This window comes from Dyella sp. (assembly GCF_035508675.1).
In the GTDB taxonomy this organism is placed as follows: Bacteria; Pseudomonadota; Gammaproteobacteria; order Xanthomonadales; family Rhodanobacteraceae; genus Dyella_B.
The window spans coordinates 1-26793 of the sequence record NZ_DATJMN010000363.1; the positions used below are offsets into that span (position 1 = coordinate 1).

Consider the following 26793-nt stretch of genomic DNA (forward strand, 5'->3'; position numbering starts at 1 on the left):
CCAGCGGCCAGCCACGCCAGGCCCAGGTTGCCCGCATGGCGCCGCTCCACCTGCACCGGCGCCTGCTTCACCGCATCGTCGAACACGCGCAACTGCTCGGGCGGGTATTCGCGCGTGGACAGCACCGTCCACAACACTGAGCCCAGCAACACCACGCCACCGATGTAGAACGCGTCGCGCACCGTATTGGGAACGCCGCCAGGGCCGGCCACATTGCTTACACCCAGATGCGCCAGCAGATACGGCAACAGCGAGGCGACCACGGCGCCGAGGCCAATGAAGAAACTCTGCATCGCATAGCCCAGCGGCCGCTGCGCCGTCGGCAATTGATCGCCGACAAACGCGCGGAATGGCTCCATCGATACGTTGATCGATGCATCCATCATCCACAGCAGCATCGCAGCGATCCATAGCATCCCGGCGTTGGGCATCCACAGCAAGGCCAGCGTGGTCAGCACGGCTCCGGCAAGAAAATAGGGGCGGCGGCGCCCCAACCGTCCCCAGGTGCGATCGGAGGCGTAGCCGATCAGCGGCTGCACGATCAGCCCGGTGAACGGCGCCGCGATCCACAGCATGGGAATATCGCCCACGCTCGCACCCAGCGTCTGGAAGATGCGGCTGACATTGGCGTTCTGCAACGCAAAGGCGAACTGGATGCCCAGGAAGCCGAAACACATGTTCCAGATCTGCCAGAACGAAAGCCTCGGTTTGCGGTTCATGGCGTACCCGTGGCGGGCGTGATGATGAGGTCGCCGATGCGCGCATCATTGAGCGGTCCTTCGCTGCCGCCCTTGCCGCCGGTGTAGTGCGCGAAATGGCTGAGGTCGCTCATGTTGAAGCCCTGCTGCAGCTCGAAGCGGCAGGCCACGCCCGCTTTCGCGGCGATCAAGCCGTAGGTGGACGCCTGCTCGCCGACGCTGTGCGGCATCACGATCGGCATGCGCTGCGGGGTTTCACTGCCGCAGTGCGCCACCAGTATCTTCACCGCCGCGGTCACGCCGGTCTCGATCGTGCCGTGGTTGTTTTCATAGCGTAGCCAGACGCGATAGTGGCCGGTAGCAGGCGCGGTCCACGCGCGCGGCCAGCTGTCGTCAACGGCGATCGGGTCGCCGCCGCAAACCGTCGGGCTGTGCAGCGATTCCATGCCGTGTTCATCCACGCGCGTCACGCTCACGCACGGCGGCTTGGCTCCCTGCGCGATATAGGTGCTGCCATCGATGCGGCCGACACGCTGGCCGTCCGCATACAGCACCACCTTGCCGTCGACCGTCACCCGCCAGCCCTTGTCGTCCTGCTCGATCGTCGGTGCGTCGGGGGCCGTGGGCGCATACAGCGGCGCGTCGGTGCGCAACGGAAGTGAAGGCTGGTCGACCGCCCTCAGCATCACCACGGTGTCCATGCCGTGGCGCTTGATGCTGCCGGCCACCAGCAGATTGCCGTGCAGCGTGCGGGGAAGACGCAAGGTGATGCTGCGTTCCGGACCATGCAGGCTGATGCTGTCGCGGTCGCCGAACAACATCGGCACCAGCGATACCGGTAGCTTAGGTTCGATACGGCCGTCCTGGGCAAGTCCGAACACGCCCTCATTCACCATGTCCAGATAGGCTGCCACCGACCATAACTGCCGCGGTGAATCTACCACCGGTCCGCTCAGCTTGCCGTCGTCGACGTGCGTGGACTGCGTAAGCAGCTCGTAATTTTCCATGTTGGAACCGGCCATGGCCGCACCGCGCATGATGGAACGCAGCTCGTGCGCAATGCGCGCGGGATCGTTCACCGCGCGCGCCGCGCGCAATGCATACGCGCTGACGAACGGCCAGATGGCGCGGTTGTGATAGATCGGCTGATCGCTGCGTTCCGGCCAGATCACCGGGCTGCCGGCCGGCCAGGTGGGATAGTTGGCCAGCGCGATGCGCGCGCTTTCGCCTTCGGCGACACCGCTGGTGACGGCCAGGGCCGTGCCAAGCAGATCGTAGGTGTCGTAAGGCGTGCCGTCGCCGCCGATGTAGCTCATGTACATGCCGCGATGCGCGCGCCAGAAACGCGCGTTGATCGCTTTCTTGAGCGCAGCGGCTTGTTCTTCGTAATGCTTCGCCATGGTGCCGTCGCCATGCTCCTTCGCCAGGCGTACCGCCAGTTGCAGCGCCTGGTAATGCAACACATTGGTCGACAGCGCGAACGACTGCGCAATGAACACCACGTTGCTCGCCGTCCACGCCGGGTACGTCTGCTCGCGCCAGTCGAGAAACGACGTCTCGCCGCGATACAGCCCCATATGCGGATCGAACACGTATTGCCGATCTTGCGCCAGCGTGTCGTTCAACGCGCGGTATACGTTATCGGCAAACGGCTTGTCATCGAGCAGATGCTGCGCGCCCAGGAACCACACCACGCGGTCGGTGCTGATCGGCCAGCTGCCGCCCGAACCGGTGTCCTGCATCACGTACAAGCCTTGCGGCAAGGACGGATCGCGCACCTCCGACAGCTTGAAGCTCAGACCGTTGCGTGCACGTTGCGGATCGAATCGCCACAGGCCCAGGTCGATGGAATAGGAAAGGTCGCGCGTCCACACGTACGGCCATTTTGCGCCCGTCTCGAAGCACATGCAGGGAATCGGCTGGCCGTTGTCGAAGGCATCGTCGCGGATGGCCGTCACCGAATCCTGGCTCAGCTCCTGCTGCGCCAGCGCGAACAAGCCGTCGAACATGGGGCTGGCGGTTTCCACACGCATGCGCTGCGCGCCGATATCGCGCGTGCCGAACGGGCCGGTCAAGGTGAAATGGCCGTTCCTGGCCACGCTCATATGCGCCTGCTGTCCGCGCCATACGATCTCGTCCCGCCACGCGTCCCCTTGGGCACCTGCGGCCAGGGCCGCCATCAATACAACGCTCAGCATGCACACTCCGCGGATGGATGACTCGGAACAACGTGGTTATGGCACGGCACGATGCGATGCGCATGCTGCGATTGCAGCATAGACGCGAGGTTTCGCGCGGGCGGTCGTGCATGGTAGGCAAGCTGCCGGCAGTGCGCAGCGTTTTTGCATACGTATTCATGCCATCGCGCGTTGCTCCCTTATCTCAACTCCACCACTACCAACCCTTGCGGCGGAATATCCATCCGCAGATGCCCGTGCTCCAACGCCATCGACACCGGCTCCGCCATCCTGCCTGCCGCACGCAACTGCGCAATCTGCTCGCGGCTGGGGAAATCCGGGCGTCCCATCCGATCGAACAAGGCCACCGCATTGCCATGGCTTTCATCCAGGCGCCACACGGTGGCTTTTGCAGCCGCGCGCAGATGCGCTACGTCGATGTCGAAATGCTTGACCGCGCCCTGCGGCTCGCCCTTGGTATACGTATCGGTATCACCCACCGGCGGCGCGTAGTTCCATAGCGCCAGCACCAGGGTGCCATCATCGCGACGGGTCGCCAGCGCGCTGTCCGAGGACAGCGGCAGGCGCGTAGCGCCCAGCCGATGCAGCATCGCAAACGCGTTGAACGCCGGCTTGGGAATGCGGTCTGCCGCGATCAGGCCAAAGCCGCCATAGAACGGATTGCGTACCACGCCCTGCTCCTCGAACACGTCGGAGAAGCTCCAGTAGCTCATCATGTCGACCTTGCCCGCGCATTCGCGAATCGTGTTCGCCATCCACGGCCCCATGTAGACCGTATCGGTGACGTTCGGCAGGTTGGCGTAGGAAGCGTTGTACTCGCTGAAAATCAGCGGCATGGTCGGATACGGTGACGCGGCGATCTGGCGATGCACCTCATCCACCGCGCGGCACACCATGTCGGCACGCGGAATGTTCTCGTCGGTCTTGAATACGTTCTGCGCGGTATCGTCGCCGTATACGTGCGTGCTCACGAAATCCGCCGGCACCTTCGCATCGCGCACGTGCCGGAGGAAATCCGGCACCCAGGCTGCCTGCGCGGTGCTGGGGCCGCCCACCCGGATGCGCGGATTGACCGCTTTCAGCGCACGCGCCGTATGGTCGTACAGCGTGAAATAGGTGGACTGCTCCGGCCGGCCGCCCCAAAAGCTGAGATTCGGTTCATTCCACACTTCGAAATACCAGCTGGATACCTCGTCAATGCCGTAGCGTGCGATCAAGTGCTGGGCGAAGGCGTGGATCATCGCATCCCACTCGGCGTAATTGTTCGGCGGCATCACGTTGGGGTGATACCAAAACTCATGCTGCTGCGAAGGGTCGGAACTCAGCGTCGGCGGCATGAAGCTCAGTTCGACGAAGGGTTTGACGCCGCGCTCCAGCAAGCCATCGTAGATCTGGTCGACGTAGGAGAAGTTGTAGCGAATGCGGCCGTCCTTGTCGCGCCACACCAGGCCCACGTCGCGATCGAAGATGCCGTGGAAGCGCACGTAGCCGAAGCCGGTAGCCTGATGCACGGCGTCGATGTCCTTGCGGTAATCGTCGCGCAGCGCCAGTACCGCGCGGCCCGAGCCGAACATCTGTTCCCAGAAATGCGGGAAGGGCGTGCCCTTCGCGCTGGCGTCGATCTGGATGGCGACCGTATCGGCGGTCGAAGGCGTTGCGGCGTGGGCGGCGCCGAACGCCAGCAGGATGGCGAAGCCAAACTTTGATGCAGTGCGGCGCAACGGGGCAGTGACGGGCATGGCGAGTCCTTGGGATTTTGCCGGCATGTAAACGTTTACTTACATGGATCCAAGTGTCTTACAGATGGGGGCCGGCATTCAATGCCAGGAGTGGCCACCTGCCGGCCGGATCAATGCACGGCCGCCGCCTGCAACGGCACCTGCGTAGCCTTGTCCGCGGCGAGACGCAGCAGCGTCACCTCGCCATAGCGATCGTGATCCACCGCCCAGCCCTCACCTTTCGCTATCTGCAGCGCTTGCGCATTCGCATACGACTTGAGGGCGCCTGCACTGGCAGCGGCGACGCCATGCACCTTCACCAGGTAATACTTCAGCGCCGGCTTGTAGCGGCCGTGCGGCGCATCGATGCTGACCTCCGCGCCCTCGCCGCTACGCTGCGTAGCCAGCCGCTGCGCATAGAACACGCCATGCTCATAGGCATAGGTGCTGCCGTCATCGTCGTAGTAGTCGAAATGCGTGGCGTGCGCGGTGGGGAACATGTCCACCGTCAGCTCCGTCACCGGGTGCTCGCCCACATAATCCATGGCCGGCTGGGTGGGAATGATCGCACCGTCGCGAATGAACAGCGGGATGTCGTCCCAGGTCTTGCTGTCCACGCTGTAATGGATGGTTTGGCCGCCCTGATACAGCTTGCCGGTGAAGTAATCGGTCCACTGGCCGGCGGGCAAATAGATGTCCTTTTCCGTCTGGCCCTTCTCCACCACCGGCGATACCAGCAGGCTGTCCCCGAACATCCAGGCATCCACATCGTCGCGCACGTGTGGGTCGTCCGGGTAGTCGAAGGTCAGCGGCCGCACGATGCCGACGCCCTTGACGGTATCGGCGTGTTCGTAACTGTAGATGTAAGGAATCAACGCGTAGCGCAGGCGCATCGCATCGGCCGCGGCTTTTTCCGCCACCGGGCCGTACACCCAGGGCTGGCGCTTTTCGCCCAGCGTACCGTGCACGCGGAAGATCGGCACGAAGGCGGCAAACTCGATCCAGCGCGCGTAGTTTTCGTTGTCCGGATGGCCACGGAAGCCGCCGCCGTCCATGCCCCACTTCATCTCGCCCACGTCGATGGCGCTGAGCATGCGCTGGCGCTGCGCCGCCATGCTGTCGAAGCCGGTGTCGATGTCGCCCGACCACAGGCCGTAGGCATAGCGCTGCGCGCCGAGATAGAAATCGCGGTTGATCGACCACACGCGCGTCGGTGCATAGGCGCGCTGCCCGTCGTACAGCGCGCGCTGCATGTTGAGGAATTGCGTATTGCTGTTGGTATCGTCGGCCTCATCGTTCCACCAGCCGACGATGCCGGTGTCGAAGGAGTGTTTCAGCGCGTCATTGAAAAACCACGCACGTACGGCCGCCTGGTCGAAATCCAGTTCGCGCACCGGCTTCAGCGAAAAATAATCCATGTTCTGCGGCCGGCCCGCCGCCCAGAAGCCGTGCGCCTCGGCGTAGCGTCCTTCCACCGTGTCGACATGGATGCGCGGCTTCATGATGCCGGTCATATGCATGCCAAGCTGGTCCATCAGCTCCTTCAGCTTGCCGCTGGGGCCGTCGGGGAATTTTTTCTCGTTCCAGCGGAATTCGCCGTAATTATCCTCGCCCCACGCCTTCCAGTCGAAGTCGAAGGTGAAGTTGTCGATGGGAATGTGCCGGCTGCGGTAGGCATGCACGATGTCCAGCAGCTCCTGCTCGTCGATGCCCCACTGGCTGTTGGTGAAGCCCATCGCCCATTTCGGAAACATCGGCGGCGCGCCGCTGAGACTGGCCAGCGCCGCAAAGATTTTCGGCGGCGTGCCGGCGATGACGTCGTAGGTCACGTCCTCGCGGGTGATGCCGGTGACGTCGATATGCCCGTCGCTCAGATCGAATTTGGCGCCGACGGTATCGACCAGCACGCCATAGCCACACGTGCTCCACACGAACGGTCCGCCCGGATAGCCCTGCTCGCCGGCCTTGGCGATCTGCACGCCATGGCGCAGCAAGCCGCCCTTGGCCGGCTCGAACGCATCGTAGCCGCCGATGCCGTAAAGCGGATCGCCGGCGTCGTGTTGCAGGTCAATATGCTGGTCCATCAGTGCAGCGGGATCAGTCTGCAACAGGACGTGGCCCAGCGCATCGGCAATGCTGAGGCGACCCGCCTGCTCGTCCCAGGTGGCCATCAGCTCGCTGCTGGCGACAGAGACGCTGTCCCCATGGGTATGCACACGCAGGTTGGAAAGCATGTCGCGTGAAGCATGCGGATCCATCACGATGCCGGCGCGCGTACTTGCGCCATGCGGCATGCCGTGGATCTGCACCACGTTCGGCGTGACGAAACGGATGGCGATGCGGTCGCTGCCATGGCTCAGCTCGATGCCGCTTGCGTCGGCATGCGCGAGCTGGAAGGCCGGTGGGGTTTGATCGGCGAGCGCCGGGTAAGACGCGGAGGCGAACAGCAGGCCACAGAAGGCCATATTACGCAGGCTTGTCATCCACCCTTCCTTTCTTGTTTGCCATGCTCAAGGTGCCCGAATATAACCAGAGTGATGTTTTTTAGGGGCAATGGCGGTGAGCTTCGGCCTTGATCCGCAGCGAATCCCAGCGCGACTATGCGCATGGCAACGTTGGGGTTCGCCCCGGATCAAGTCCGGGGCTCACCACCAACACGCTCGCCTACGCGCCGATCACTGCAGGATCGCGGTTGTATACGGCGGCAACGTCAGCTTCCCGTTCGCCAGCACCACGCCGCCGCTTTGCAGGCGCACCGACGTCACCTGCGCATCGCTTCCCAGCTCGAACACGCGCGCATCGCGCGACAGGTTGTGCACCACCAGCACACGCGATTGCGCATCCTGCAGGGTATAGGCCAGCACGTGCGGATCGGCCGCCGGCATGTTGCGCAGCACGCCATCGCGCAATGCGCTCACCTGCTCGCGCCAGTCGATCAGCGTGCGGTACAGGTTCAGCAGCGAGGCGGGGTCGGCATCCTGGGCTTGCACCGAAACCGCCGCATCGTCGGTCGTGCTCCAGCCCTTCCAGTTGGCCGTGCCCGGTCCCTTGCCGTTGCGATACCAGCGCATCGGTTCGCGAATGTCTTCGTCGGGCTTGGTGCCCTGCATGCCGATCTCTTCGCCGTAGTAGATGAAGGGATGGCCGGGCAGGGTCAGCAACAAGGCGGCAGCCACGCGCATGTGGGCCATGTTGTCGTCCAGCTGGCTCATTACACGCGTCTGGTCATGATTGGAGAGAAACGGCGCATCGTCGAACGCACCGTCGGCGTGCCGGCGATACGCCGCATAGGTGTACTCCAGCCCGCGGCCGATGCCGAGGTTGCGCTCCTGGTTCACGCTCTCGATCAGCTGTGTCGCCAGCGGAAAATCAAACACCGTATTGAGCGGCCCCATGTACGGCGTCAGGTCATCCGGATTCTGGCGCGCCACTTCGCCGACCAGCCATACGTGCGGGTTGGTCGCCTCCAGCGCGTGGCGATACTCGGCCCACCAGCGTACGTTCTTCTGCAGCGCAATCGGATCGCTCATGTCGGTGCGGAGATCATCGTAGATGTGCTGCGCGGCATCCAGGCGAAAGCCATCCACGCCCAGCTTCAGCCAGAAACGGCCCACCTCGATCATGGCCTTGCGCACGGCCGGATTGTCATAATTGAGATCCGGCATCGCAGCGGTGAAGGTGCCTTCGTAGTAGGCGCCATTGGATGCGCGATGCCACGCCGGCCCGCCCACGGCACTAATGGCCGTCAAATCCGTACCCGGCTTCGCCCACAGGTACCAGTCGTGGTGCGGATCCTTCGGGTCCAGCGCGGCCTTGAACCAGGGGTGCTGGTCGCTGGTGTGGTTGATCACCATGTCCATCACCACCTTGATGCCGCGCTTGTGCGCCTCGGCCAGCAGCTGCTTGAAATCCTTGAGCGTGCCGTACTGCGGATTGATGCCTTCGTAGTCGGTGATGTCGTAGCCATGGTAGGTGGGCGACGGGTTGATCGGCATCAGCCAGATGCCGTTGACGCCCAGCGACTTGATGTAGTCGAGCTTGGCGGTCACGCCCTTGAGATCACCGATGCCATCGCCGTTGGTGTCGTAGAAGGCGCGGACGAAGATCTCGTAATAGACACCGGACGCTTGTGCGCCGGGTTTCGCTGTCGTCGCTCTGTCTTGCGCAAAGGATGGTACGGCCAGCAGCGCCAACACTGCGCTGATCGCCATGGAACGCAGAAGGGTTCTGAACTTGGACATAGGGTCGCCTCCCGGGGATGGAGTGTCGTCGCCGCGGCACGGCCGCGCAACGAGGTCGGGAAACGACGAAACGGGTCATGCCTGCTTTAAAAAAAGGACCCGGCCCTGCAATCGTCCACAGGACCGGGGAGGGAGCGCCCGGCGTCGCTCAGAGACGCCAGGCCAAGTACTGACGCACTTAGATCTTGAGGTTGAAGCCTGCGTAAAGCGTACGTCCGAAATACTGGATCGTGCCGGTTTCCGAAGGATTGCCGAAATAAGTGCGGGTGGGCTGGTTGGTAAGGTTCAGCACCTGGAACAGCACCGAGACGTTCTTGGTCACGTTGTAAGCCGTCTGCAGGTCCCACACCATTTCCGGCGCGAAATACACGATCTGGTTGGTGACGGCGATCTGCGAGTCAGACACGAACTTCGAACGGTAGTTGCCGGTAAGGTTGGCCGAGAACAGGCCGTTGTCGAAGAAGATCTGCGCACTGGCCACGTTGCGTGAAAGCCCCGGCAATGCCTGGACCTGCGGCGGACCACCCAGCGTCGAGGCGGCGCCAAACGGACTCTGCGTGAAGGCGTAGTTGGCGCCGAAGCCCAGGCCTGACCAGATACCCGGCAGGAAATGCGTTTTCTGGAACGACAATTCCAAGCCACGCACCATACTGCCCTGCGCGTTATAGGCGGTTGTGTACGAGCCATTCAAGTAGGGCTGGCCCGTCGCAGGGTTGTTGGGCACCGTGATGCCGACCGAAGCGAAGTCGAAGTTGTTGTAGGTCACGTTCGTCTGCACGAAGGTATCGATGTGCTTGACGAACACGCCGGCCGTGAACAAGCCGCTGGAGTTATCGAAGTAATGTTCGTAGTCCAGGTCGTACTGCATCGCGGTCAGCGGACGCAGCAGCGGGCTGGTTCCGCCCCAGACGTTGTACTGGCCATTGGTGATGTAAGAGCCCGCGCCGGCCAGCATTGAATCGATAGGCGGACGCGACAGCACCTTGGCCACGGAGAAGCGGGTTTGATCGCTATCGGTCCAGTGGTAGATCAGGTTCATCGACGGCAGCCACTTGGTGTAGGACATGCCGACATTGATCGGGATGAAATCGTTGGCGACGTAGCCGAAACCGTCCGTCATCGGCACGCCCTGCCCAGGCTCCACCTCCTGGATGCCCGAGCTGGCTTGCGCCGTATGTGACACGCGCAAGCCGAGGTTGCCGGTCAGCTCGTGGTTCCAGAGCGTGGTATCGATATCGCCCATGAGGAAGATGTCACGTACTTTCTCATGCACCGTGCCGCTCTGAATGCCCGACCAGCTGTTGTTGTCCAGGTCGAGCTGGGGATTGGGTTGGATACCGTACTGCGCAAGAATCGCTGGCGCATTGAGCTTCAGGAAACAGGGAAGGCCGCTGAATTTGCCCTTCCAACACACCTCCTGGGTGTCCGCACTGCTGAGCGGCAGCGGCGGCTCCCCAGTGACCGGGTAGGAATTCCACTCCGAGCCATACACCCACACGGTACGGTTGGCTTCGAACGTGTGGTTGTTCAAGTAAACGCCGGCCTGGATGTCGGTGAAGATCGGGTTGTTTTCCAGGTCGTACTGCACGGCCGTACGGAAGGCCCGGTAGCGATCATGGTAGATGTACGGATACACGCCGTAACGCGACAGCGCCATGTCGTTGGGATTGGTGTAGACACCCGGGTTGGCGACGGATGCCGAGCCGACGTTGAGCCCGTTGAGCGCATACGTCACCGACTGATTCATTAGGGTGGGATTGCTCGTGCCCAGGCCGGTGTAAGCGTCGGCCGTCGTATCCACGTTGATCTCATTGCTCTCGGCATGCGAAAGCGATAGGTCCGACTCGACGTGCCAGGGGCCACTATTCCATTTCAGGTTCAGGCCACCGGAGAACACGCCGGTATGGGTGCTGTAGTTATCCGCCGTCGTCTCATTGGAGAACTGCACGTTGCTCTGGTTCGGATTGGTGCTGACCGTACCACCGAGCAGCGTGTTACCAACACCAAGAATCGGATTGGTGATGACAGCGTTATTGCCGTAGAAGTTCTGCGACCGGAAACCGTAGCCGTAATAGTCGTTGTCGAACTTCGAGTAATACATGTCGCCGGTAATCTGCAAATGATCCGTCGGCTTCCACACCACGGTCGACAGGTAACCGGTACGGCGTTCGGTGCCACCATCCTGCTGCAGCTGAATGCCTTCCGGCACGTAAGCCTGGCGGCTGTTCGGATTGTTGGGATCGAGCGATTGCAAGCCACCGAACGCCTCACCCACGAACTGTTCGGAAATATGCGGCTGGTAGAGCTGTGCGAAACCGAGACCGACACCCAGCGTGTTGTCCAGGAACTTGCCCTGGTACGCAACGCTGGCGCGGTAACCCACGGGATTGTCGCCGACGATGTCGTGCGCCTGGCCGTCATAGCTGCCACGTGCATCGACATTCAGCGATTGGTCCTTGGTGTTCTCCAGCGGATTGGCCGTCTGCATCCCGATCGTGCAACCCACGCCACCTTCGATCAGCGACGCCTGCGACGACTTGTATACGGTCGCCATGTTGATCAGCTCCGAAGGATACTGATCGAACTGAATGTAATTGCTGCCGCTGGTCGAAGGTTGCTCGCGACCATCCAGCGTGGTCTCGATAAAGTTGCCGGACAGGCCGCGGCAGTTGATCTGCGACGCCTGGCCCGCGATGCGCTCGGCGGAGACGCCGGGCAGGCGCGTGAGGGCGTCCGCAATCGACTGATCCGGCAGGCCGCCGATATCCGCCGCCGTCACCACGTTCTGGATCGTATCGGCATAGCGCTGGTAGTCGATCGATTTCTCGACGCTGCTGCTGAAGCCGGTCACGGTCACGGTGGACAGACTCTTGGCCAGTTCCTTCTGGCTCTTCGAATTGGTCGTCGACTGGCTGCTGCCGCCATTGCTGTTGTTGGTGCCGTTCGCCGTGCTGGTCTGCTGCGCGGTATCAGGCGCAGTCTGCGCACCGTTGTCGCCCGTCGCGGCCTGCACGCCGAAAGCCATGGTGAGACCTGCCGAAGCCAGAGCCATCACCAGCAAATTACGCTTGAGTATCACGAGTCCCCTCCCCAAAAATCATTTTTGTGTGTGCCTCTTCTGATCGCTCGCCACTATGTCGCTGCAACGGCGGCTTGCACGCAGGCTTGTCGCCAGCAGTGTGGAACGGATGGTAGGGCGCGTTTTTCCAAGCAGCGCACATCATGCATACGTATTCATACCTGCGCCCGGACCGGGTCCATCGCAGCGCAACATGCGCGCTTCGCATGCATGCGCTACTACGCCAAAACCGCTGAAAATGCCTGCTTTGCGCGGGTTTCACGCAATGCGTCGAGCGCCACCGGTGCCCCAACCGATGCTCGCCGCCCGATTCTTGCCGCATCTGCAGCACGAATGAATACGTATGCAAGTCCTGCGAGCAAGCAGAACCTCGCGACTAAGCTGCAGCACGCCAACAAGCTCTGCCCTCTCTTCGAAGCGTAGATCGACCTACAGGCTGTAAGCTGCTCGCCCCCCATTCCTGCAGGCGAGGAGCTTGCTCGACGCGTCGTTCGTGCTGCGCAGCCAGGGAAGCAGAACCGGCGCGTTTCGGATTGACCCTAAGGAAAGCGTTTCACATGACCGATGCATCCTGGTGGCGCGGCGCCGTCATCTATCAGATCTATCCACGCAGTTTCCTGGATACCAATGGCGATGGCGTGGGCGACCTGCCGGGCATCATCCAGCGGCTGGATTACGTGGCGAGCCTGGGCGTGGATGCGATCTGGATCGCGCCGTTCTTCCGCTCGCCGATGGCCGATTTCGGCTACGACATCGCCGATTACCGCGACGTCGATCCGCTGTTCGGCACGCTGGCGGATTTCGACCGCCTGCTGGCCAAGGCGCACAGCCTGGGCTTGAAGGTGATGATCGACCAGGTGCTCAGCCACACCTCCGACCAGCACGCGTGGTTCAAGCAAAGCCGCGAAAGCGCCACCAACCCGAAAGCCGATTGGTACGTGTGGGCGGACGCCAAGCCCGACGGCAGCCCGCCGAACAACTGGCTGTCGATCTTCGGTGGTTCGGCCTGGCAATGGGAGCCGCGGCGCGGCCAGTATTACCTGCACAACTTTCTCGCCGCGCAGCCGGATCTGAACTTCCATAATCCGGACGTGCGCGCGGCTGTGCTCGACAACGTGCGCTTCTGGCTGGACAAGGGCGTGGATGGCTTGCGCCTGGATGCGATCAATTTTTGCTTCCACGACAAGCAGCTGCGCGACAATCCGCCCAAACCGAAGGAAAAGCGCGTGGGCCGCGGCTTCAGCGCGGATAATCCCTACGCGTTCCAGTATCACCTGTACAACAACACGCAGCCGGAAAACCTCGATTTCCTTGAGGATTTGCGCGAGCTGCTCGACCGCTACCCGCATGCGGTGACGCTGGGCGAGATTTCCTCGGAAGACTCACTGGCGACGATGGCCGAATACACGCGCGGCCATCGCCTGCACATGGGCTACAGCTTCGAATTGCTCAGCAGCGACTATAGCGCCGCGTACATCCGCCAGACGGTGGCACAACTGGAAGCGCAGGTAAGCGAAGGCTGGCCATGCTGGGCCATTTCCAATCACGACGTGGAACGCGTGCTCACGCGCTGGGGCAACGGCAACGCATCGCCACGCCTGGCCAACCTGCTCACCGCCATGCTGTGTTCACTGCGCGGCTCGGTTTGCGTGTATCAAGGCGAAGAACTCGGCCTTACCGAAGCCGACGTGCCGTTCGAAGCGCTGCGCGATCCCTACGGCATCACCTTCTGGCCGAATTTCAAGGGCCGCGACGGCTGCCGCACGCCGATGCCCTGGCATGATGGCCCGTTCGCCGGCTTCAGCACGGTGGCGCCATGGTTGCCGATCGATGAAGCGCATAAAGCGCTGTCCGTGTCGCACCAGGAAGCCGACGCGCAATCCGTGCTGCAAGGCTTCCGCCGCTTCATGCGCTGGCGCGCTGACCAGATCGCGCTGCGGCACGGCGATATCCGCTTTCTGGATCTGCCCGAGCCGATACTCGCCTTCGTGCGCAGTGATGGTGGCGAACAGGTACTTGCCGTGTTCAATCTCGGCAAGCAGGCGCAGACGCTCCCACTGCCGGGATTCGACGCGGCCACGCCGCTGGAAGGGCACGGCTTGCCGCAAGGCATGCTGCAGAACGGGCAGCTCGAGCTGCCGGGTCACGGCGTGCTCTTCGCGCGGATAGCGTAGCCATCCGCTCGTTTCTTTCGCTGTGTATAAGCCGGGAGCCATCGCCGTAAGGCCCCAGGTTTCACTGCGGACCATCCCCCGCGGCAAACGCCGGGCGACGGATCCAAAGGAATGCATGGGGCCTTCTGACGCGTCCCGGTTAATTCCAGAAAAATCAAACCACTTAACCGTCTAAATTCACGCCTCCATCACATTTCCGAGCCTAGGCTTTCACCCATTCGCCCGAGGGATACAGGCGGGCCGACATTCCTGCAGCTCATTCGGCGACGCCTCCGACCAGGCGCCTGGTGAAAGTTATACCGCGACAGCACTGCCTGGGCCGGTTGCTTGCTTCGGTCCCACATTCAAAACGCTGGCAGCGATTGGATCACGCACCGATCGACACGGTTTTCTTTGCAACACTTTGCCGTATTCCCTTGCGCTCGTTTCTCACGGAGAGAGCCGCCATGAATTACAGCGAACACCTTGTGCCTGTCAGCTCGCCGTTCACGTCCCGCGCCCATCGCGCGCCGACCGGATTGCAGATGCCGACCCTGCATTACCCCTGGGCCAGCGCCTGTTCGCCACACGCCCCGTTCGTGGAAGCGCGCATGCACCAATGGCTGATCCAGCACAGCCTGATTCCCAACGAGCATTACCGTTCGCGCCTGGCGCGGGCGAAATTCGGCTGGCTGGCAGCGCGCTGCCACCCGTATGCGTCGAAGGAGCGGCTGCAGATGATTGCCAATTTCTATGCCTGGTACTTCCTGATCGACGACTGGTGTGTCGGCAACAACGAAAAGGTATCGGCGTACACCATTGCCAACCTCACCGCGGTGATCGACGTGCTCGATACCAGCCGTTCCGGCGCGGAGCCGGTATACGGCGAAGCCGCCTGGGTGGATCTGTGCCGGGATCTCAAGTCGAACATGTCCGGCGCGCAATTCGAGCGCTTCGCCCACGCCATGCACCTGTGGGTAGGCATGGCCGGCTTGCGCATGCTGGAGCACACGCATGCACAGGCTTCTCCGCCGCAACGGCATGAGGCCATCCTGCGCCACACCGGCGGCTTGTATCCGTGCCTTTACTTGATCGATTTCGCCGACGGCCTGCCGCTGCCGCCGGACGAACACGATCGGCCAAGCGTGCAGCAGTTGCGGCGGCACACCAACCGCATCGTGTGCTGGAGCAGCGACGTGCAGCACCTGGGCATGGATATCCGCCAGTCGGCGACACACCGCAACACGGTGGCGCTGTATACCAACCAAGGCTATTCGCTGCAGCACAGCGTAGACCGCTTGAGCGAACGCATTCGCAAAGAGCTGGAGACATTCTTGCGCACCGCCAGGGCGATCAAGGAAAGCACCGGCCCTGCGGTGTCCCATTACATCAGTGGCTTGCAGCACTGGATGAGCGGCTACCGCGACTGGATGGCCGCGCAGCACGGCACGCGCGCATTTGCCGACCCGGAAGCGGCCATTACCGCCTGGTAATTCGCCGCTTTCCATCGTTCACGATGCGGTGCAAAAAAGGCTTGACGGGTTCCCGTGCAGGCAAAAGTCGACTTGCCGAAAGCTAACATGGTTAAAATCTCGTAGTTCGGCCGGGTGCGCGCATCACCCCTGCCTGGACGGTTTCAATCGTTACAAGAAATCCGCCCTGCCGCGCGCCCTCCATGTTCCCGCAGCTTGCACGCCCCAAGCGTGCACGGCGAGTTCATGGCGGCCGGCGTTGCTCCGACACCATCGAGGACCCAGCTTTTGAACACAGCGAACGATACGGCAGCACGACGCAATCCTGGCGTGAGCGGCATGAGCCTGTACGTACCCCGCCCACGCGTATCCCTGCGCGACTGGTGCGAATGGACCGGTAATTCCTGGGACAAAGTGCAAGCCGTGGTAGGCCGCAGCTTCCGCCAGCCGGCGCCGTATGAAGACGCATACACCATGGCGGCCACCGCCGTGCTGCGGCTGATCCAGCAATACAAGATCGATCCGCGCAACGTCGGCCAACTCGCCCTGGGCACCGAAAGCAGCAAGGACAACTCCGCAGGCGCCGTGATCGTGCGCGGCATGGTCGACCGCGAACTGGAACGCCTGGGGCTGCCGCGCCTGTCGCGCCAGATGGAAGTGCCCGAATTCAAGCACGCGTGCCTGGGTGGCGTGTACGCGCTCAAGAGCGCGCTGCGTTACGTGGCGTTCGACGCCAACGGCCGCCAGGCGATCGTGGTGTGCAGCGACATCGCTGCCTACGAGCGCGGCTCCAGCGGCGAACAGACGCAAGGCGCCGGCGCCGTGGCGATGCTGGTGGAAGCACAGCCGAAGCTGTTCGAAGTGGACCTGGCGCACGCGGGCAGTGCCTCGGATTTCCGCGGCCCGGATTTCCGCAAGCCGCTGCTGCGCTACTTCCACCAGGAATACGGCCAGCGCCATCGCCGCCTGCACGACTTCCCGATCTTCAGCGGCAAGTACTCCACCTTTGCCTACCTCGACGAAGTGGGCCAGGCCACGGATGCGATGATCCAGCGCCTGGGCGTGTCCGACCTGGCATTTCTGGAAGGCGCCAAAGGCCTGTTCTTCCATCGTCCGTACCACATGATGCCGCTGCAGGCGCTGGCCTTCATCTACGCCCGCGCGCTGGCGCGTGCGCCGCAGCCCAACGCCGAGTTCCAGGCGCTGTGCGAGCAGGCCGGCGTATCGGCCGAAGGCGTGATCGCCGAATGCCGCAACACGCCGGATCTGTTCGGCGAATTCCTGAGCCAGGGCGCGCATGCCGAAGCCCCGCAGGATGCGCATCCGCTCACCACCAAGCTGTCGGGCATCGTGCGCAAGAGCCCCGCCTTCCAGCAATTGCTGGCCACGCGCGTGAACCTGGGCACGGATTGGGCAATGGAGCTGGGCAATCTCTACACCGCGGCACTGCCGGCATGGATTGCCGCCGGCTTCGAGCAGGCGCTGGAAAACAACGTGGAATGGACCGACGCCAAGCTGTACGCCATCGGCTACGGCAGCGGCGATGCATCCGAGGCGATTCCGCTGCGCGTGGTACCGGGCTGGCGCGACGCGGCGGCGAAGATCGGTTTCCGCGCGGCCCTCGCCGAATCGACGGACCTCACCCGCGAGCAGTACGAAGCCATGCACGACGGTCAGGACGTGGCACTGGATTGCCCGCCCATCAACCAGTTCGTGATCGCCCGCACCGGCGACACTTACGAAGCGGCGTTCCAGGACCTGGGCGTGGATTACTACGAGTTCGCGCAGTAATTCGGTTCGAGCGAGCAGGCTGGGATGGCATTCCGGCTTGCTCGCAGCTTCCGGGCGTGGAAGGGGCGTCCCAGTCGACCGCCACCTTGCTTGCGCAGGCATGTCGTAGCTCGCCGCTCATGCAATGCTTTGACTAGACCACCGACCAGCGGGCAGACGCGGGATGTTCAAGCTCAAGGGCATGCTCTCCCTTCACGCGGACGATCAGGCGCTGGGCGGCGCCGATCGCGTCGCCCTGCTGGCCAAGATCCAGGAAACCGGCTCCATCAGCGCCGCCGCGCGCGCCGTGGGCATGAGCTACAAAGGCGCGTGGGACGCGATCGACGCCATGAACAACCTGGCGGATGAGCCCCTGGTGATGCGCATGGCCGGCGGCAAGGGCGGCGGCGGCACCCGGCTGACCGAACGCGGGCAACGGCTGGTGGAAACCTTTGCCGCGCTGGAAGAGGTGCACCGCCGCTTCCTTGAACAATTGGCGCCGCTGACCGAAGCTTCTGCCGCCGATATCAAGCTGATCAGGAGCCTTATGTTCCGCACCAGTGCGCGCAATCAGCTGTCCGGCCGGGTCGTCGCCCTCCACAAGGGCGTGGTCAACGATACGGTGGAACTGGCCTTGCCCGGTGGCGAACGCGTCGTGGCTACGCTTACCTGCGAGAGCACGGAAAACCTGGGCCTGAAAATCGGCGGCGACGCCATTGCCCTGATCAAGGCGTCTTCCGTGTTGCTGGCGCTGCCCGAAGAAGGCATGCGGCTGTCGGCGCGCAACCAATTTCCCGGCGCGGTGGCGCAGATCATCGAAGGCCCGGTGAACGCGGACGTGCGCGTGCGCCTGACCGGCGGCAGCGTGATGGCGGCCGTCATCACCGCGGAAAGCGTGGCCCGGCTGGGCCTGAAGGAAGGTACGCCGGTCGTCGCCGTCGTGAAAGCCTCAAGCGTGCTGCTGGGGACAAGCCGTTGAGCAGAGTCCCACATGCCAACGGCAATAGGGCTTCACACCAACCCGTCATATACTCGTCTATATAACGCAGCAGCCGGCTCGGCAGCTGCTCGCTCTTGGACGGGGAAATCGGCATGTTGAAGCGACCGGCGCTTGTCGCCGCCATTGTGGGATTGCTTGCGGCGAGCGGCGCCGCGCACGCGGACGATGACATCTTCAGCAACGGCCACGTCGACGGCGACTTGCGTCTCTACGACTTCAGCCGCCTCTACGCCAGCAAAAGCACACCGAACGCCGAAGCTTTTTCGGTCGCCGCGCTGATCAATGCGCAAACCGGCAGCTTCCTGACCGGCTTCAGCGTGGGCGGTTCGTTCGTCACCGCCAATTCGCTGGGCACGCATTCGGACAAGCTAGCGAAGATCGACACCACGCTGGCCGGTCCGAATAATTCGATCGGCGCCTTCAGCCAGGCCTATCTGCAGTACCAGCACGGCATCTTTCTGTTTCGCGGCGGCTACCAATACCTCGCCGACGATCCGTGGATGGGCAACAACGATTCGCGCGTGATTCCCTCCTCGTACAACGCCTTGAAAGTGCAGCTGACGCCGCTACCCGGCTGGAACCTGTTCGCCCTGCGCGAATACAGCTGGAAGAGCCGGACGTCGTACGGCATGTTTGCGGACAACCTGTATTACCCGTCGCGCTATGCAGGCGATTCGATGTACGGCAACAACGGCTCGCTGCCGCTGGATGCACGTTCCGATCCCGGCACCTGGGAAGGCGGCACCACCTACGTGAATGGCGGGCTGAACGCGCAGTTGCGTTATTACGACTTCATGCATTTCGCGCGTACCGCTTATGCGGTGGGCAGTTATGTGTTCGACACCGGCACCGGCTTCAATCCGGTCATCGGCACGCAGTACCTGGCGCAAAACGACAGCCCGGACAACCGCTTCACTGAAACCGGCACGAAGCTGTTCGGCGCGGCCGGCAACCATGTGAAAAGCCGCGTCATAGGCGGCGACCTTGGCGTGGTGATTCCCAACGGCCGTTTCGACATCTTGTACAACAAGGTGGCGCACGAAGAAGGCGCGGTCGGTGGCGGCGCACTGATTTCGCCGTACACCACCAACTATGGTACCGATCCGCTGTTCACCACCTCGATGATCCGCGGCCTGGTCGAAGCTGGCCCCGGCCGCGCATGGAAAGGCAAATTCACCTACGACCTGCTCCACAAGAAGCTGGAACTGACCGCCGCCTACGCGAAATACATCACCTACTTCCGCGGCAACAGCCACGACCTGTATTTCGATGTGATCTACCATTTGGACGGCTATCTGAGAGGCTTGACACTGCGCAACCGCTGGGAGCTGTCCAACGGCGGCATCGACAACCTCAATCCGACCAACAAGACCTTCGTCTACAACCGGGTGATGATCGACTACAAGTTTTAAGGGTGCGTGAAGCGATCGTGGGTGCCGCCTTTCTTTTGTAAGAGGCCAGCGCCTATGATCACCCCATCTTTTTAAGGAGCGAAGCATGCGCGCCATTTTCATCATCCTGGGACTCGTGCTGCTGGTCGGCGGCCTGTGGGTCGTGTTCGGCCATGGCAGCTACACGCAGACGGATACCTTGCTGCAGATCGGCTCGGCCAAACTTACCGCCAAGCATGACAAGGCGATTCCCGAGTGGATGGGCATCAGCGGCATTGTGGTGGGCGCGTTGCTGACGCTGGGCGGCTTGTTTTCGAAGCGCTGAGCGCGCCTTCCTTCCCTGTCTCCGCGCCGGCAACAGCGTAGCCCGCGTAGATCGGCACCTAGCGGGAACATCCATCGCGCACCCGCTACAATCCCGTGGATGGATGTCTCCTACCTGATCGACTCGCTCAACGACGCGCAGCGCGAAGCCGTCTGCGCATCATCCGGCCATTACCTGGTCCTCGCCGGCGCCGGCTCCGGCAAGACGCGTGTGCTCACGCATCGCATCGGCTGGCTCAACCAGGTCGATCGCGTGCCGCCGTGGGCGATTCTTGCCGTGACCTTCACCAACAAGGCCGCGGGCGAAATGCGCGGGCGCCTGGACCAGCTGATCCAGGGCGGCACGCAAGGCCTCACCGTCGGCACGTTCCACGGCATCGCGCATCGCCTGCTGCGCCGCCATTGGCGCGAAGCCGGCCTGCCGGAAAGCTTCCAGATCCTGGATGCCGACGACCAGCAACGCATGGTCAAGCGCGTGATTGCCGGCCTGGGTCTGGACGAGGCACGCTTTCCGCCGCGCCAGGCCGCCTGGCAGATCAACAGCTGGAAAGATGAAGGCAAGCGCGCGGAAAACATCGAGCATCACCAGCACCCGGTCACACGCACGCTGGTGCAGATCTACCAGGCCTATGAAGATGCCTGCCGCCGTGCCGGCCTGGTCGATTTCGCCGAGCTGTTGCTGCGCGCGCACGAGCTATGGCTGCAACAGCCCGCCGTGCTGGAGCATTACCAGCAACGCTGGCGCTATCTGCTGATCGACGAATTCCAGGACACCAACGCACTGCAATACGCCTGGATTCGCGTACTGGCCGGCCGCACCGGCCAGGTGTTCGTGGTCGGCGACGACGACCAGGCCATTTATGGCTGGCGCGGCGCCAAGGTGGAAAACGTGCAGCAGTTCCTGCGCGACTTTCCGGGCGCGCGCACGATCAAGCTGGAGCAGAACTACCGCTCCACCTCCACCATCCTGAAAGCCGCCAACAGCGTCATCGAGCGCAATGGCAACCGCCTCGGCAAGCAATTGTGGACGGCCGGCGAGGAAGGCGAACGCATCGCCGTCTACGCCGCGTACAACGAACAGGACGAAGCACGCTTCGTGATCGAGCGTATCCGCGAATACATAGCCGAGCATGGCGATGCGAAAGACTGCGCGATCCTCTACCGCTCCAACGCGCAATCGCGAAACTTCGAAGAGCAACTCATCCAGCACGACGTGCCCTACCGCGTCTACGGCGGCCTGCGCTTTTTCGAGCGCGCCGAAATCAAGGATGCGCTGTCCTACCTGCGCCTGACCGCCAACCGCCATGACGACGCGGCCTTCGAGCGCGCCGTAAACACACCGCCGAGAGGTATCGGCGATCGTACGCTGGATGTCATACGCCGCCGTGCACGCAGTGAAAGATCGTCCATGTGGGAGTCTGCGCTGAGCGAACTCACTGCCGGCAACGAACTGGCGGGACGTGCGAAGAATGCAGTAAAGGCATTCCTTGCGATGATCGACGAAATGGCCCGCACGTTCGCTCCCGCTCTCCCCGAAGGAGAGCAGGCTTCCAACGGCGAGGCGCTTTCCCTGGCCGAACAAATCGAGCACGCCATCACCCAATCCGGCCTGCGCGACTTCTACGAAAAAGACAGCCGCGGCAACGCCGAGTCGCGCGTGGAAAACCTGGACGAACTGGTCAACGTCGCCAGCCGCTTCGAACTCACGCCGGACGACATTGAAGCAGGATTGAGCGAACTCTCCGCCTTCCTGTCGCACGCCGCGCTGGAAGCCGGCGAAGGCCAGGGCGAATCCTGGGACAGCTGCGTGCAGCTGATGACCCTGCACTCGGCCAAGGGCCTGGAGTTTCCGCTGGTGTTCCTGGTCGGCGTGGAAGAAGGCTTGTTTCCCAGCCAGCGTTCCGTCGAAGACGAAGGGCGATTGGAAGAGGAGCGCCGCCTTGCCTACGTCGGCATCACGCGCGCGCGCGCGCGTCTGGTGATTACGCACGCCGAATCACGCCGCATGCACGGCACGGAAATGTTGTCGCGCCCTTCGCGCTTCCTTGCCGAAATACCGCCCTCGCTGCTCGACGAAGTGCGTCCACGCGTGCAAGTAAGCCGCCCGCTCTATGCCGGCCGCTTTGCCGAGCCGGCGCCCTCGCTACAAGACGACCTGCCGGTCAAACTCGGCCAGCGCGTCAGCCATCCCAGCTTCGGCGAAGGCGTGGTGATCAGCGCGGAGGGCAGCGGCGCGCACACCCGCTTGCAGATCAATTTCGAAGGTACCGGCAGCAAATGGCTGGTGGCCGCTTACGCCAAGCTCACACCGCTGTAGGAATCGTACGGCCATGAACGGACCAGCATTCCGCGAGTGGCGCCGTGAACTGGGCCACTTCAACCAGCAACTGCAGGATATCTATCAACGCCTGCCGTGGCGCCACCGCCTGGGCAACGGCCTTTCGCTGGCCGTGCAAGCCATTGCCGGCGCCAGTCTCGGCTACGGCCTCGGTTTGCTGCTTCACACGCAACAGGCATTTTGGGGCGCACTGACCGCCATTGCAGTCACACAGCAAACCTATCTGGACACCCGCAAGTCCTCGCGCGACCAGGTGATCGGCGCCGCCATCGGTGCCCTGATCGCGATGATCGCCTCGTACCTGGTGCAAGACAATTACCTTGTCTATGTCGTCACCATGGCGGTCTCCATCGTGTTGTGCTGGTGTTTCAACATCGGCAATGCCGGACGTCTCAGCGCGACCACGGTAACTATCGTGATGCTGGTGCCGCATACCGGCCCGTTCTGGACGATTGCGCTGACGCGCCTGGGCGAAGTCACCATCGGCATACTTAGCGCGCTACTGGTGACCGGGGTTGCGCACAAGCTGGAACAGCGCTGGCTGGGCGAAAGATCATAGGCTGGCATTCGCGCCTGCTCTATGATCGGCCACACCGCCGAACCCCACAGGAAGGCACGGATGGCCAAGCTCATCCCTACCCGCAACAGCTGCCTCGGCCGCATGCGTCCTGGCGAAAAACGCCTTTCCGAACGGTTGGAGCAAAAGCTCGAAGACGATTACCTGCTGTGGTACGACGTGCCGATCGGCCGGCATCAGTGCCGTCCCGACTTCGTGGTCTTTCATCCTCGCCGCGGCTTGCTGGTGCTGGAGGTGAAGGATTGGGCGCCGGAGCGCATCATTGCCGACAAGACCCAGTTCACCCTGATCACCCAGCGCGGGTTGGTGAAGGAAACCAATCCGCTGATGCAGGCGCATGCGTATGCCATCCGCATCAACGAAGAACTGGAACGCGACCCCGCCTTGATCCATCCCCCGCCGCATCGCCATGCCGGCAAGCTGATCATGCCGTGGGCGTATGGCGTGGTACTGGCCAATATCAGCCGCAAGCAGTTCACCGAAGGCGAGCTGGAACATGTCATCCCGGCGCACCTGGTGATCTGTCGCGACGAAATGTATGAAAGCGAGGATGCCGAGACCTTTCAGGAACGCCTGTGGGCGATGTTCCCGCAGGTTTTTCCCTGCGCACTGACGCTGCCGCAGATCGACCGCATCCGCTGGCATATGTTTCCCGAACTGCGCGTGGAGTGGGGCGAAGGGCAGTTCGGGCTGGCCTTCGACAACGACAAGGAAAACAACGCTTCCGTCGACATTCCCGACTTGATCCGCGTGATGGACATGCAGCAGGAGCAGCTGGCGCGCTCGCTGGGCGACGAGCACCGCATCATCCACGGCGTAGCCGGTTCCGGCAAAACCATGATCCTGGGCTTTCGCGCCATGCACCTGGCGCGCACGCTGGCCAAGCCGATTCTCGTGCTCTGTTACAACAAGACGTTAGCCGCGCGGCTGGACCAGCTGATGGGCGAGCGCGGCCTGGCGGACAAGGTGCAGGTCTACAACTTCCACAGCTGGTGCCGCGCCATGCTGAAGGCTTACCACGTGCCGCTGCCGCCCGACGGCGACGGCTTCTTCGAAGCCATGGTGGAACGTGTGATGCAAGGGGTGGAACACAACCAGATTCCGCGCTTCCAGTACGGCGCCGTGCTGATCGACGAAGGCCACGATTTCGAGCCGGAGTGGTATCGCCTGATCGTGCAGATGGTCGACCCGGCCACCCAATCGCTGCTGGTGCTTTACGACGACGCGCAGAACATCTACGGCAAGGCCAACCGCCCCGCGTTCACCTGGAAGAGCGTGGGCGTGCAGGCGCAGGGGCGCACCACCATCCTGCGCATCAACTACCGCAATACCCTGGAAATCCTCTCCGTGGCCCGCCGTTTTGCGCAGGCGTTGTTCGACGAACACATCGGCGACGACGAAGACGTCCCGCTGATCGCGCCCGAAAGCGCTGGCCGCCGCGGCGCGATACCCCTCCTGATCCGCACCGAAAACGCCAGCGCCGAGCTGCACGCCATCGTGGAGCGCATCCGTTTCGAGCAACAACAGGGCCGTGCGCTTGCAGAGATGGCCGTGTTGTTCCGCAATCACTGGGAGGGCGAAAAGATCCAGCAGGCCCTGCAGCAGGCCGGCATCGCCGGCCGCCATGCGGATGGCGCCCGCAAGAGCTCGCTGTTTTCGGGCGAAGACAGCGTCAAGCTGGTGAGCATGCATTCGAGCAAGGGCCTGGAATTTCCAGTGGTGATCATTCCTGGCCTGGGCGCGATGCCCAAACAAGCCCAGGACGAAGCCCAGGAGGCGCGCTTGCTCTACGTGGCGATGACCCGCGCCACCGAGCAGCTGATCCTGCTCCATCACCAGGAATCGGTATTCACCGCGCGCATCCGCGCCTCGATCAACGACATTCAGGCGCAACTTGGATCGGGATCGACAAGCAGGCTGGGATGAAATCCCGGCATCGCCTTCGATTGAGCTGGGATTGCATCCCAACCTCCGCTGCGATGGTTTAAACCAGGGCGTCCCCAAGCGAAAACAAGGCCATACGCCGCACGGACCCTCACCGAGTTCCCTCGGGATAGGAAAATTTACGCGTTCTTTATGCGACAGGCCATTTTCGCTACCCGCTTCTTATACGCCGATGCCTAAAGTGCGCAGCTGAAAGGCATCGAGCGACACCCATGGATTTTGTCTATCTACTTTTCGGCTTCGTGCTGGCAGCGGCCACGCTTGGCTTTCTGCTGCTGTGCGACCGCCTGGGGCCACGTTGACCGCATTCGCGGCGGCGATTTCGTAACGGAGCGACTCCCATGAACTTCTTCTACGGACTGGCTGCCGCGATCGCGGTGGCTTTGACGGTTTACTTGTGCGTGGCCTTGCTGAAACCGGAGTGGTTCGAATGACTGCCAACGATTTCATCCAGATCGGCATCTACCTGGTCGTGCTGCTACTGCTCATCAAACCGATGGGCCGCTACATGGCACATGTATTTGCCGACGAACCGAACCGGCTTACACGCATCGGTGCCGGCTTTGAGCGGCTGATCTATCGCGTCTGCGGCGTGGATGCGAGCGAAGACATGGGCTGGAAGCGTTACGCGGTCGCCATGCTGATCTTCAACGTGGCCGGCATGCTGATGGTCTATCTGTTGCAACGCATACAGCAATGGTTGCCGCTCAATCCGCAGCATTTCCCTGCGGTAAGCCCCGATTCCTCGATCAACACCGCCATCAGTTTCATCACTAACACGAACTGGCAGGGTTATGCCGGCGAGTCGACCATGAGCTACCTGACCCAAATGATGGGTCTGGCGGTGCAGAATTTCATGTCCGCCGCTTGCGGCATTGCCGTGGCGATCGCAGTGATCCGCGGCTGGGTCCGCAAAACGGCAAAAGGCATCGGCAATTTCTGGGTCGATCTCACCCGCACCACGCTCTACATTCTGCTGCCGATTTCCTTTTTGCTTGCACTGCTGCTGGTATCCCAGGGCGTGATCCAGAACTTCAAGTCGTACGTGGATGTGCCCGTGGTGCAGACCAGTTCGTACGCGCAACCGGTGACGGATGCCGCGGGCAACCCCATCAAAGATGCGTCCGGCAATGCCGTCACCAAACCCGCCCCGCTCACGACGCAGACCTTGCCGATGGGGCCCGCGGCTTCGCAGGTGGCCATCAAGATGCTGGGGACCAATGGCGGCGGCTTCTTCAATGCCAACTCCGCGCATCCGTACGAAAACCCCACACCGTTCTCCAATTTCCTGGAGATGCTGGTGATCTTCCTGATTCCCGGCGGGCTGTGCATCACGTTCGGGGAGATGGTGGGCGATCGGCGCCAAGGCTGGGCCATCCTCGCCACCATGCTGGTCATCTTCATTCCGCTGACGATCGGCGTGACTGCTGCCGAACAAGCCGGCAATCCGATCCTGCATACGCTGTCGATCGATCAGCATGCATCCAGCCTGCAGGCCGGCGGCAATATGGAAGGCAAGGAAACGCGGTTCGGCATCGTTGCCAGCAGTCTGTTCACCGCCATCACCACGGGTGCTTCCTGTGGCGCCGTCAACAACATGCACGACTCGCTTACGCCCCTCGGTGGCCTGGTGCCGATGTGGCTGATCCAATTGGGCGAGGTGATCTTCGGCGGCGTGGGCTCCGGCTTGTACGGCATGCTCGCGTTTGCCGTGGTGGCGGTGTTCATCGCCGGCCTGATGGTTGGCCGCACGCCCGAATACATCGGCAAGAAGATCGAAGCCTACGAGATGAAGATGGCCTCGATCGGCATTCTCGTGCCGTGCGCCGTCGTGCTCATGGGCACGGCTTGCGCCGTGCTTACGGACCAAGGGAAGGCCACGATCTTCAA

Annotated in this window: 17 protein-coding genes; 11 read left to right on the top strand and 6 right to left on the bottom strand. The window is 62.5% G+C overall.

What is annotated here, in order from left to right:
* The 6 genes from VMA74_RS19290 to VMA74_RS19315 form a co-directional block, all read right to left on the bottom strand.
* Positions 1–719 (bottom strand): MFS transporter (locus VMA74_RS19290; RefSeq protein WP_325369959.1); only part of this gene is annotated, 719 nt, incomplete at its 3' end.
* Complete coding sequence (locus VMA74_RS19295; protein WP_325369961.1) at positions 716–2896, bottom strand: Six-hairpin glycosidase-like protein; 2181 nt, start codon at positions 2894–2896, stop codon at positions 716–718. The genes VMA74_RS19290 and VMA74_RS19295, both read right to left, overlap by 4 nt.
* A gap of 179 nt (positions 2897–3075) precedes the next feature.
* Positions 3076–4635: a GH39 family glycosyl hydrolase gene (locus VMA74_RS19300; protein ID WP_325369963.1), complete on the bottom strand. Its 1560-nt coding sequence runs from the start codon at positions 4633–4635 to the stop codon at positions 3076–3078.
* A 110-nt stretch (positions 4636–4745) separates the two neighbouring features.
* Positions 4746–7097 carry a TIM-barrel domain-containing protein gene (locus VMA74_RS19305; protein ID WP_325369965.1) on the bottom strand — a complete coding sequence of 784 codons (2352 nt, stop codon included), beginning with the start codon at positions 7095–7097 and terminating at the stop codon, positions 4746–4748.
* 192 nt (positions 7098–7289) lie between these two features.
* The gene (locus VMA74_RS19310; RefSeq protein ID WP_325369967.1) at positions 7290–8855 is read right to left on the bottom strand and encodes an alpha-amylase family glycosyl hydrolase; all 1566 of its coding nucleotides are present in this window, start codon (positions 8853–8855) and stop codon (positions 7290–7292) included.
* 178 nt (positions 8856–9033) lie between these two features.
* Entirely contained in the window at positions 9034–11934 is a 2901-nt protein-coding gene (locus tag VMA74_RS19315; RefSeq protein ID WP_325369969.1) for a TonB-dependent receptor, read from the bottom strand.
* Between the two features lie 557 nt (positions 11935–12491).
* Here VMA74_RS19315 and VMA74_RS19320 point away from each other — a divergent pair.
* The 11 genes from VMA74_RS19320 to VMA74_RS19370 all read left to right on the top strand — a co-directional run.
* Positions 12492–14108, top strand: coding sequence for an alpha-glucosidase family protein (locus tag VMA74_RS19320; RefSeq protein ID WP_325369971.1), 1617 nt, complete (start codon positions 12492–12494; stop codon positions 14106–14108).
* Positions 14109–14554: 446 nt separating this feature from the next.
* Positions 14555–15580 (top strand): terpene synthase family protein, encoded by a 1026-nt coding sequence (locus VMA74_RS19325; RefSeq protein WP_325369973.1) that lies wholly within the window; start codon positions 14555–14557, stop codon positions 15578–15580.
* Positions 15581–15847: 267 nt separating this feature from the next.
* A complete protein-coding gene (locus VMA74_RS19330) occupies positions 15848–17350 on the top strand; it encodes a hypothetical protein (protein WP_325369975.1) in 1503 nt (500 codons plus the stop codon).
* A 163-nt stretch (positions 17351–17513) separates the two neighbouring features.
* The gene (locus VMA74_RS19335; RefSeq protein WP_325369977.1) at positions 17514–18308 is read left to right on the top strand and encodes a TOBE domain-containing protein; all 795 of its coding nucleotides are present in this window, start codon (positions 17514–17516) and stop codon (positions 18306–18308) included.
* 113 nt (positions 18309–18421) lie between these two features.
* The gene (locus VMA74_RS19340) at positions 18422–19741 is read left to right on the top strand and encodes a hypothetical protein (protein ID WP_325369978.1); all 1320 of its coding nucleotides are present in this window, start codon (positions 18422–18424) and stop codon (positions 19739–19741) included.
* A gap of 85 nt (positions 19742–19826) precedes the next feature.
* Positions 19827–20045, top strand: coding sequence for a hypothetical protein (locus tag VMA74_RS19345; protein ID WP_325369979.1), 219 nt, complete (start codon positions 19827–19829; stop codon positions 20043–20045).
* A gap of 99 nt (positions 20046–20144) precedes the next feature.
* Positions 20145–22361 (top strand): DNA helicase II, encoded by a 2217-nt coding sequence (gene uvrD, locus VMA74_RS19350; protein ID WP_325369981.1) that lies wholly within the window; start codon positions 20145–20147, stop codon positions 22359–22361.
* Positions 22362–22374: 13 nt separating this feature from the next.
* Positions 22375–22941, top strand: coding sequence for an FUSC family protein (locus tag VMA74_RS19355; RefSeq protein WP_325369983.1), 567 nt, complete (start codon positions 22375–22377; stop codon positions 22939–22941).
* A 60-nt stretch (positions 22942–23001) separates the two neighbouring features.
* Entirely contained in the window at positions 23002–24885 is a 1884-nt protein-coding gene (locus tag VMA74_RS19360; protein ID WP_325369985.1) for a DEAD/DEAH box helicase, read from the top strand.
* A gap of 359 nt (positions 24886–25244) precedes the next feature.
* The gene (gene kdpF, locus VMA74_RS19365) at positions 25245–25337 is read left to right on the top strand and encodes a K(+)-transporting ATPase subunit F (protein ID WP_115479695.1); all 93 of its coding nucleotides are present in this window, start codon (positions 25245–25247) and stop codon (positions 25335–25337) included.
* On the top strand, positions 25334–26793 hold a 1460-nt coding region (locus VMA74_RS19370; protein ID WP_325369987.1), incomplete at its 3' end, for a potassium-transporting ATPase subunit KdpA. The genes kdpF and VMA74_RS19370, both read left to right, overlap by 4 nt.

Bases quoted from the DNA above. Each gene is read 5' to 3' on its own strand.
- VMA74_RS19305 (WP_325369965.1), bottom strand. From the start codon at position 7,097: ATGACAAGCCTGCGTAATATGGCCTTCTGTGGCCTGCTGTTCGCCTCC.
- VMA74_RS19320 (WP_325369971.1), top strand. From the start codon at position 12,492: ATGACCGATGCATCCTGGTGGCGCGGCGCCGTCATCTATCAGATCTAT.
- kdpF (WP_115479695.1), top strand. From the start codon at position 25,245: ATGAACTTCTTCTACGGACTGGCTGCCGCGATCGCGGTGGCTTTGACG.
- VMA74_RS19335 (WP_325369977.1), top strand. From the start codon at position 17,514: ATGTTCAAGCTCAAGGGCATGCTCTCCCTTCACGCGGACGATCAGGCG.
- VMA74_RS19340 (WP_325369978.1), top strand. From the start codon at position 18,422: ATGTTGAAGCGACCGGCGCTTGTCGCCGCCATTGTGGGATTGCTTGCG.
- VMA74_RS19310 (WP_325369967.1), bottom strand. From the start codon at position 8,855: ATGTCCAAGTTCAGAACCCTTCTGCGTTCCATGGCGATCAGCGCAGTG.
- VMA74_RS19300 (WP_325369963.1), bottom strand. From the start codon at position 4,635: ATGCCCGTCACTGCCCCGTTGCGCCGCACTGCATCAAAGTTTGGCTTC.
- uvrD (WP_325369981.1), top strand. From the start codon at position 20,145: ATGGATGTCTCCTACCTGATCGACTCGCTCAACGACGCGCAGCGCGAA.
- VMA74_RS19355 (WP_325369983.1), top strand. From the start codon at position 22,375: ATGAACGGACCAGCATTCCGCGAGTGGCGCCGTGAACTGGGCCACTTC.
- VMA74_RS19295 (WP_325369961.1), bottom strand. From the start codon at position 2,896: ATGCTGAGCGTTGTATTGATGGCGGCCCTGGCCGCAGGTGCCCAAGGG.
- VMA74_RS19345 (WP_325369979.1), top strand. From the start codon at position 19,827: ATGCGCGCCATTTTCATCATCCTGGGACTCGTGCTGCTGGTCGGCGGC.
- VMA74_RS19360 (WP_325369985.1), top strand. From the start codon at position 23,002: ATGGCCAAGCTCATCCCTACCCGCAACAGCTGCCTCGGCCGCATGCGT.
- VMA74_RS19325 (WP_325369973.1), top strand. From the start codon at position 14,555: ATGAATTACAGCGAACACCTTGTGCCTGTCAGCTCGCCGTTCACGTCC.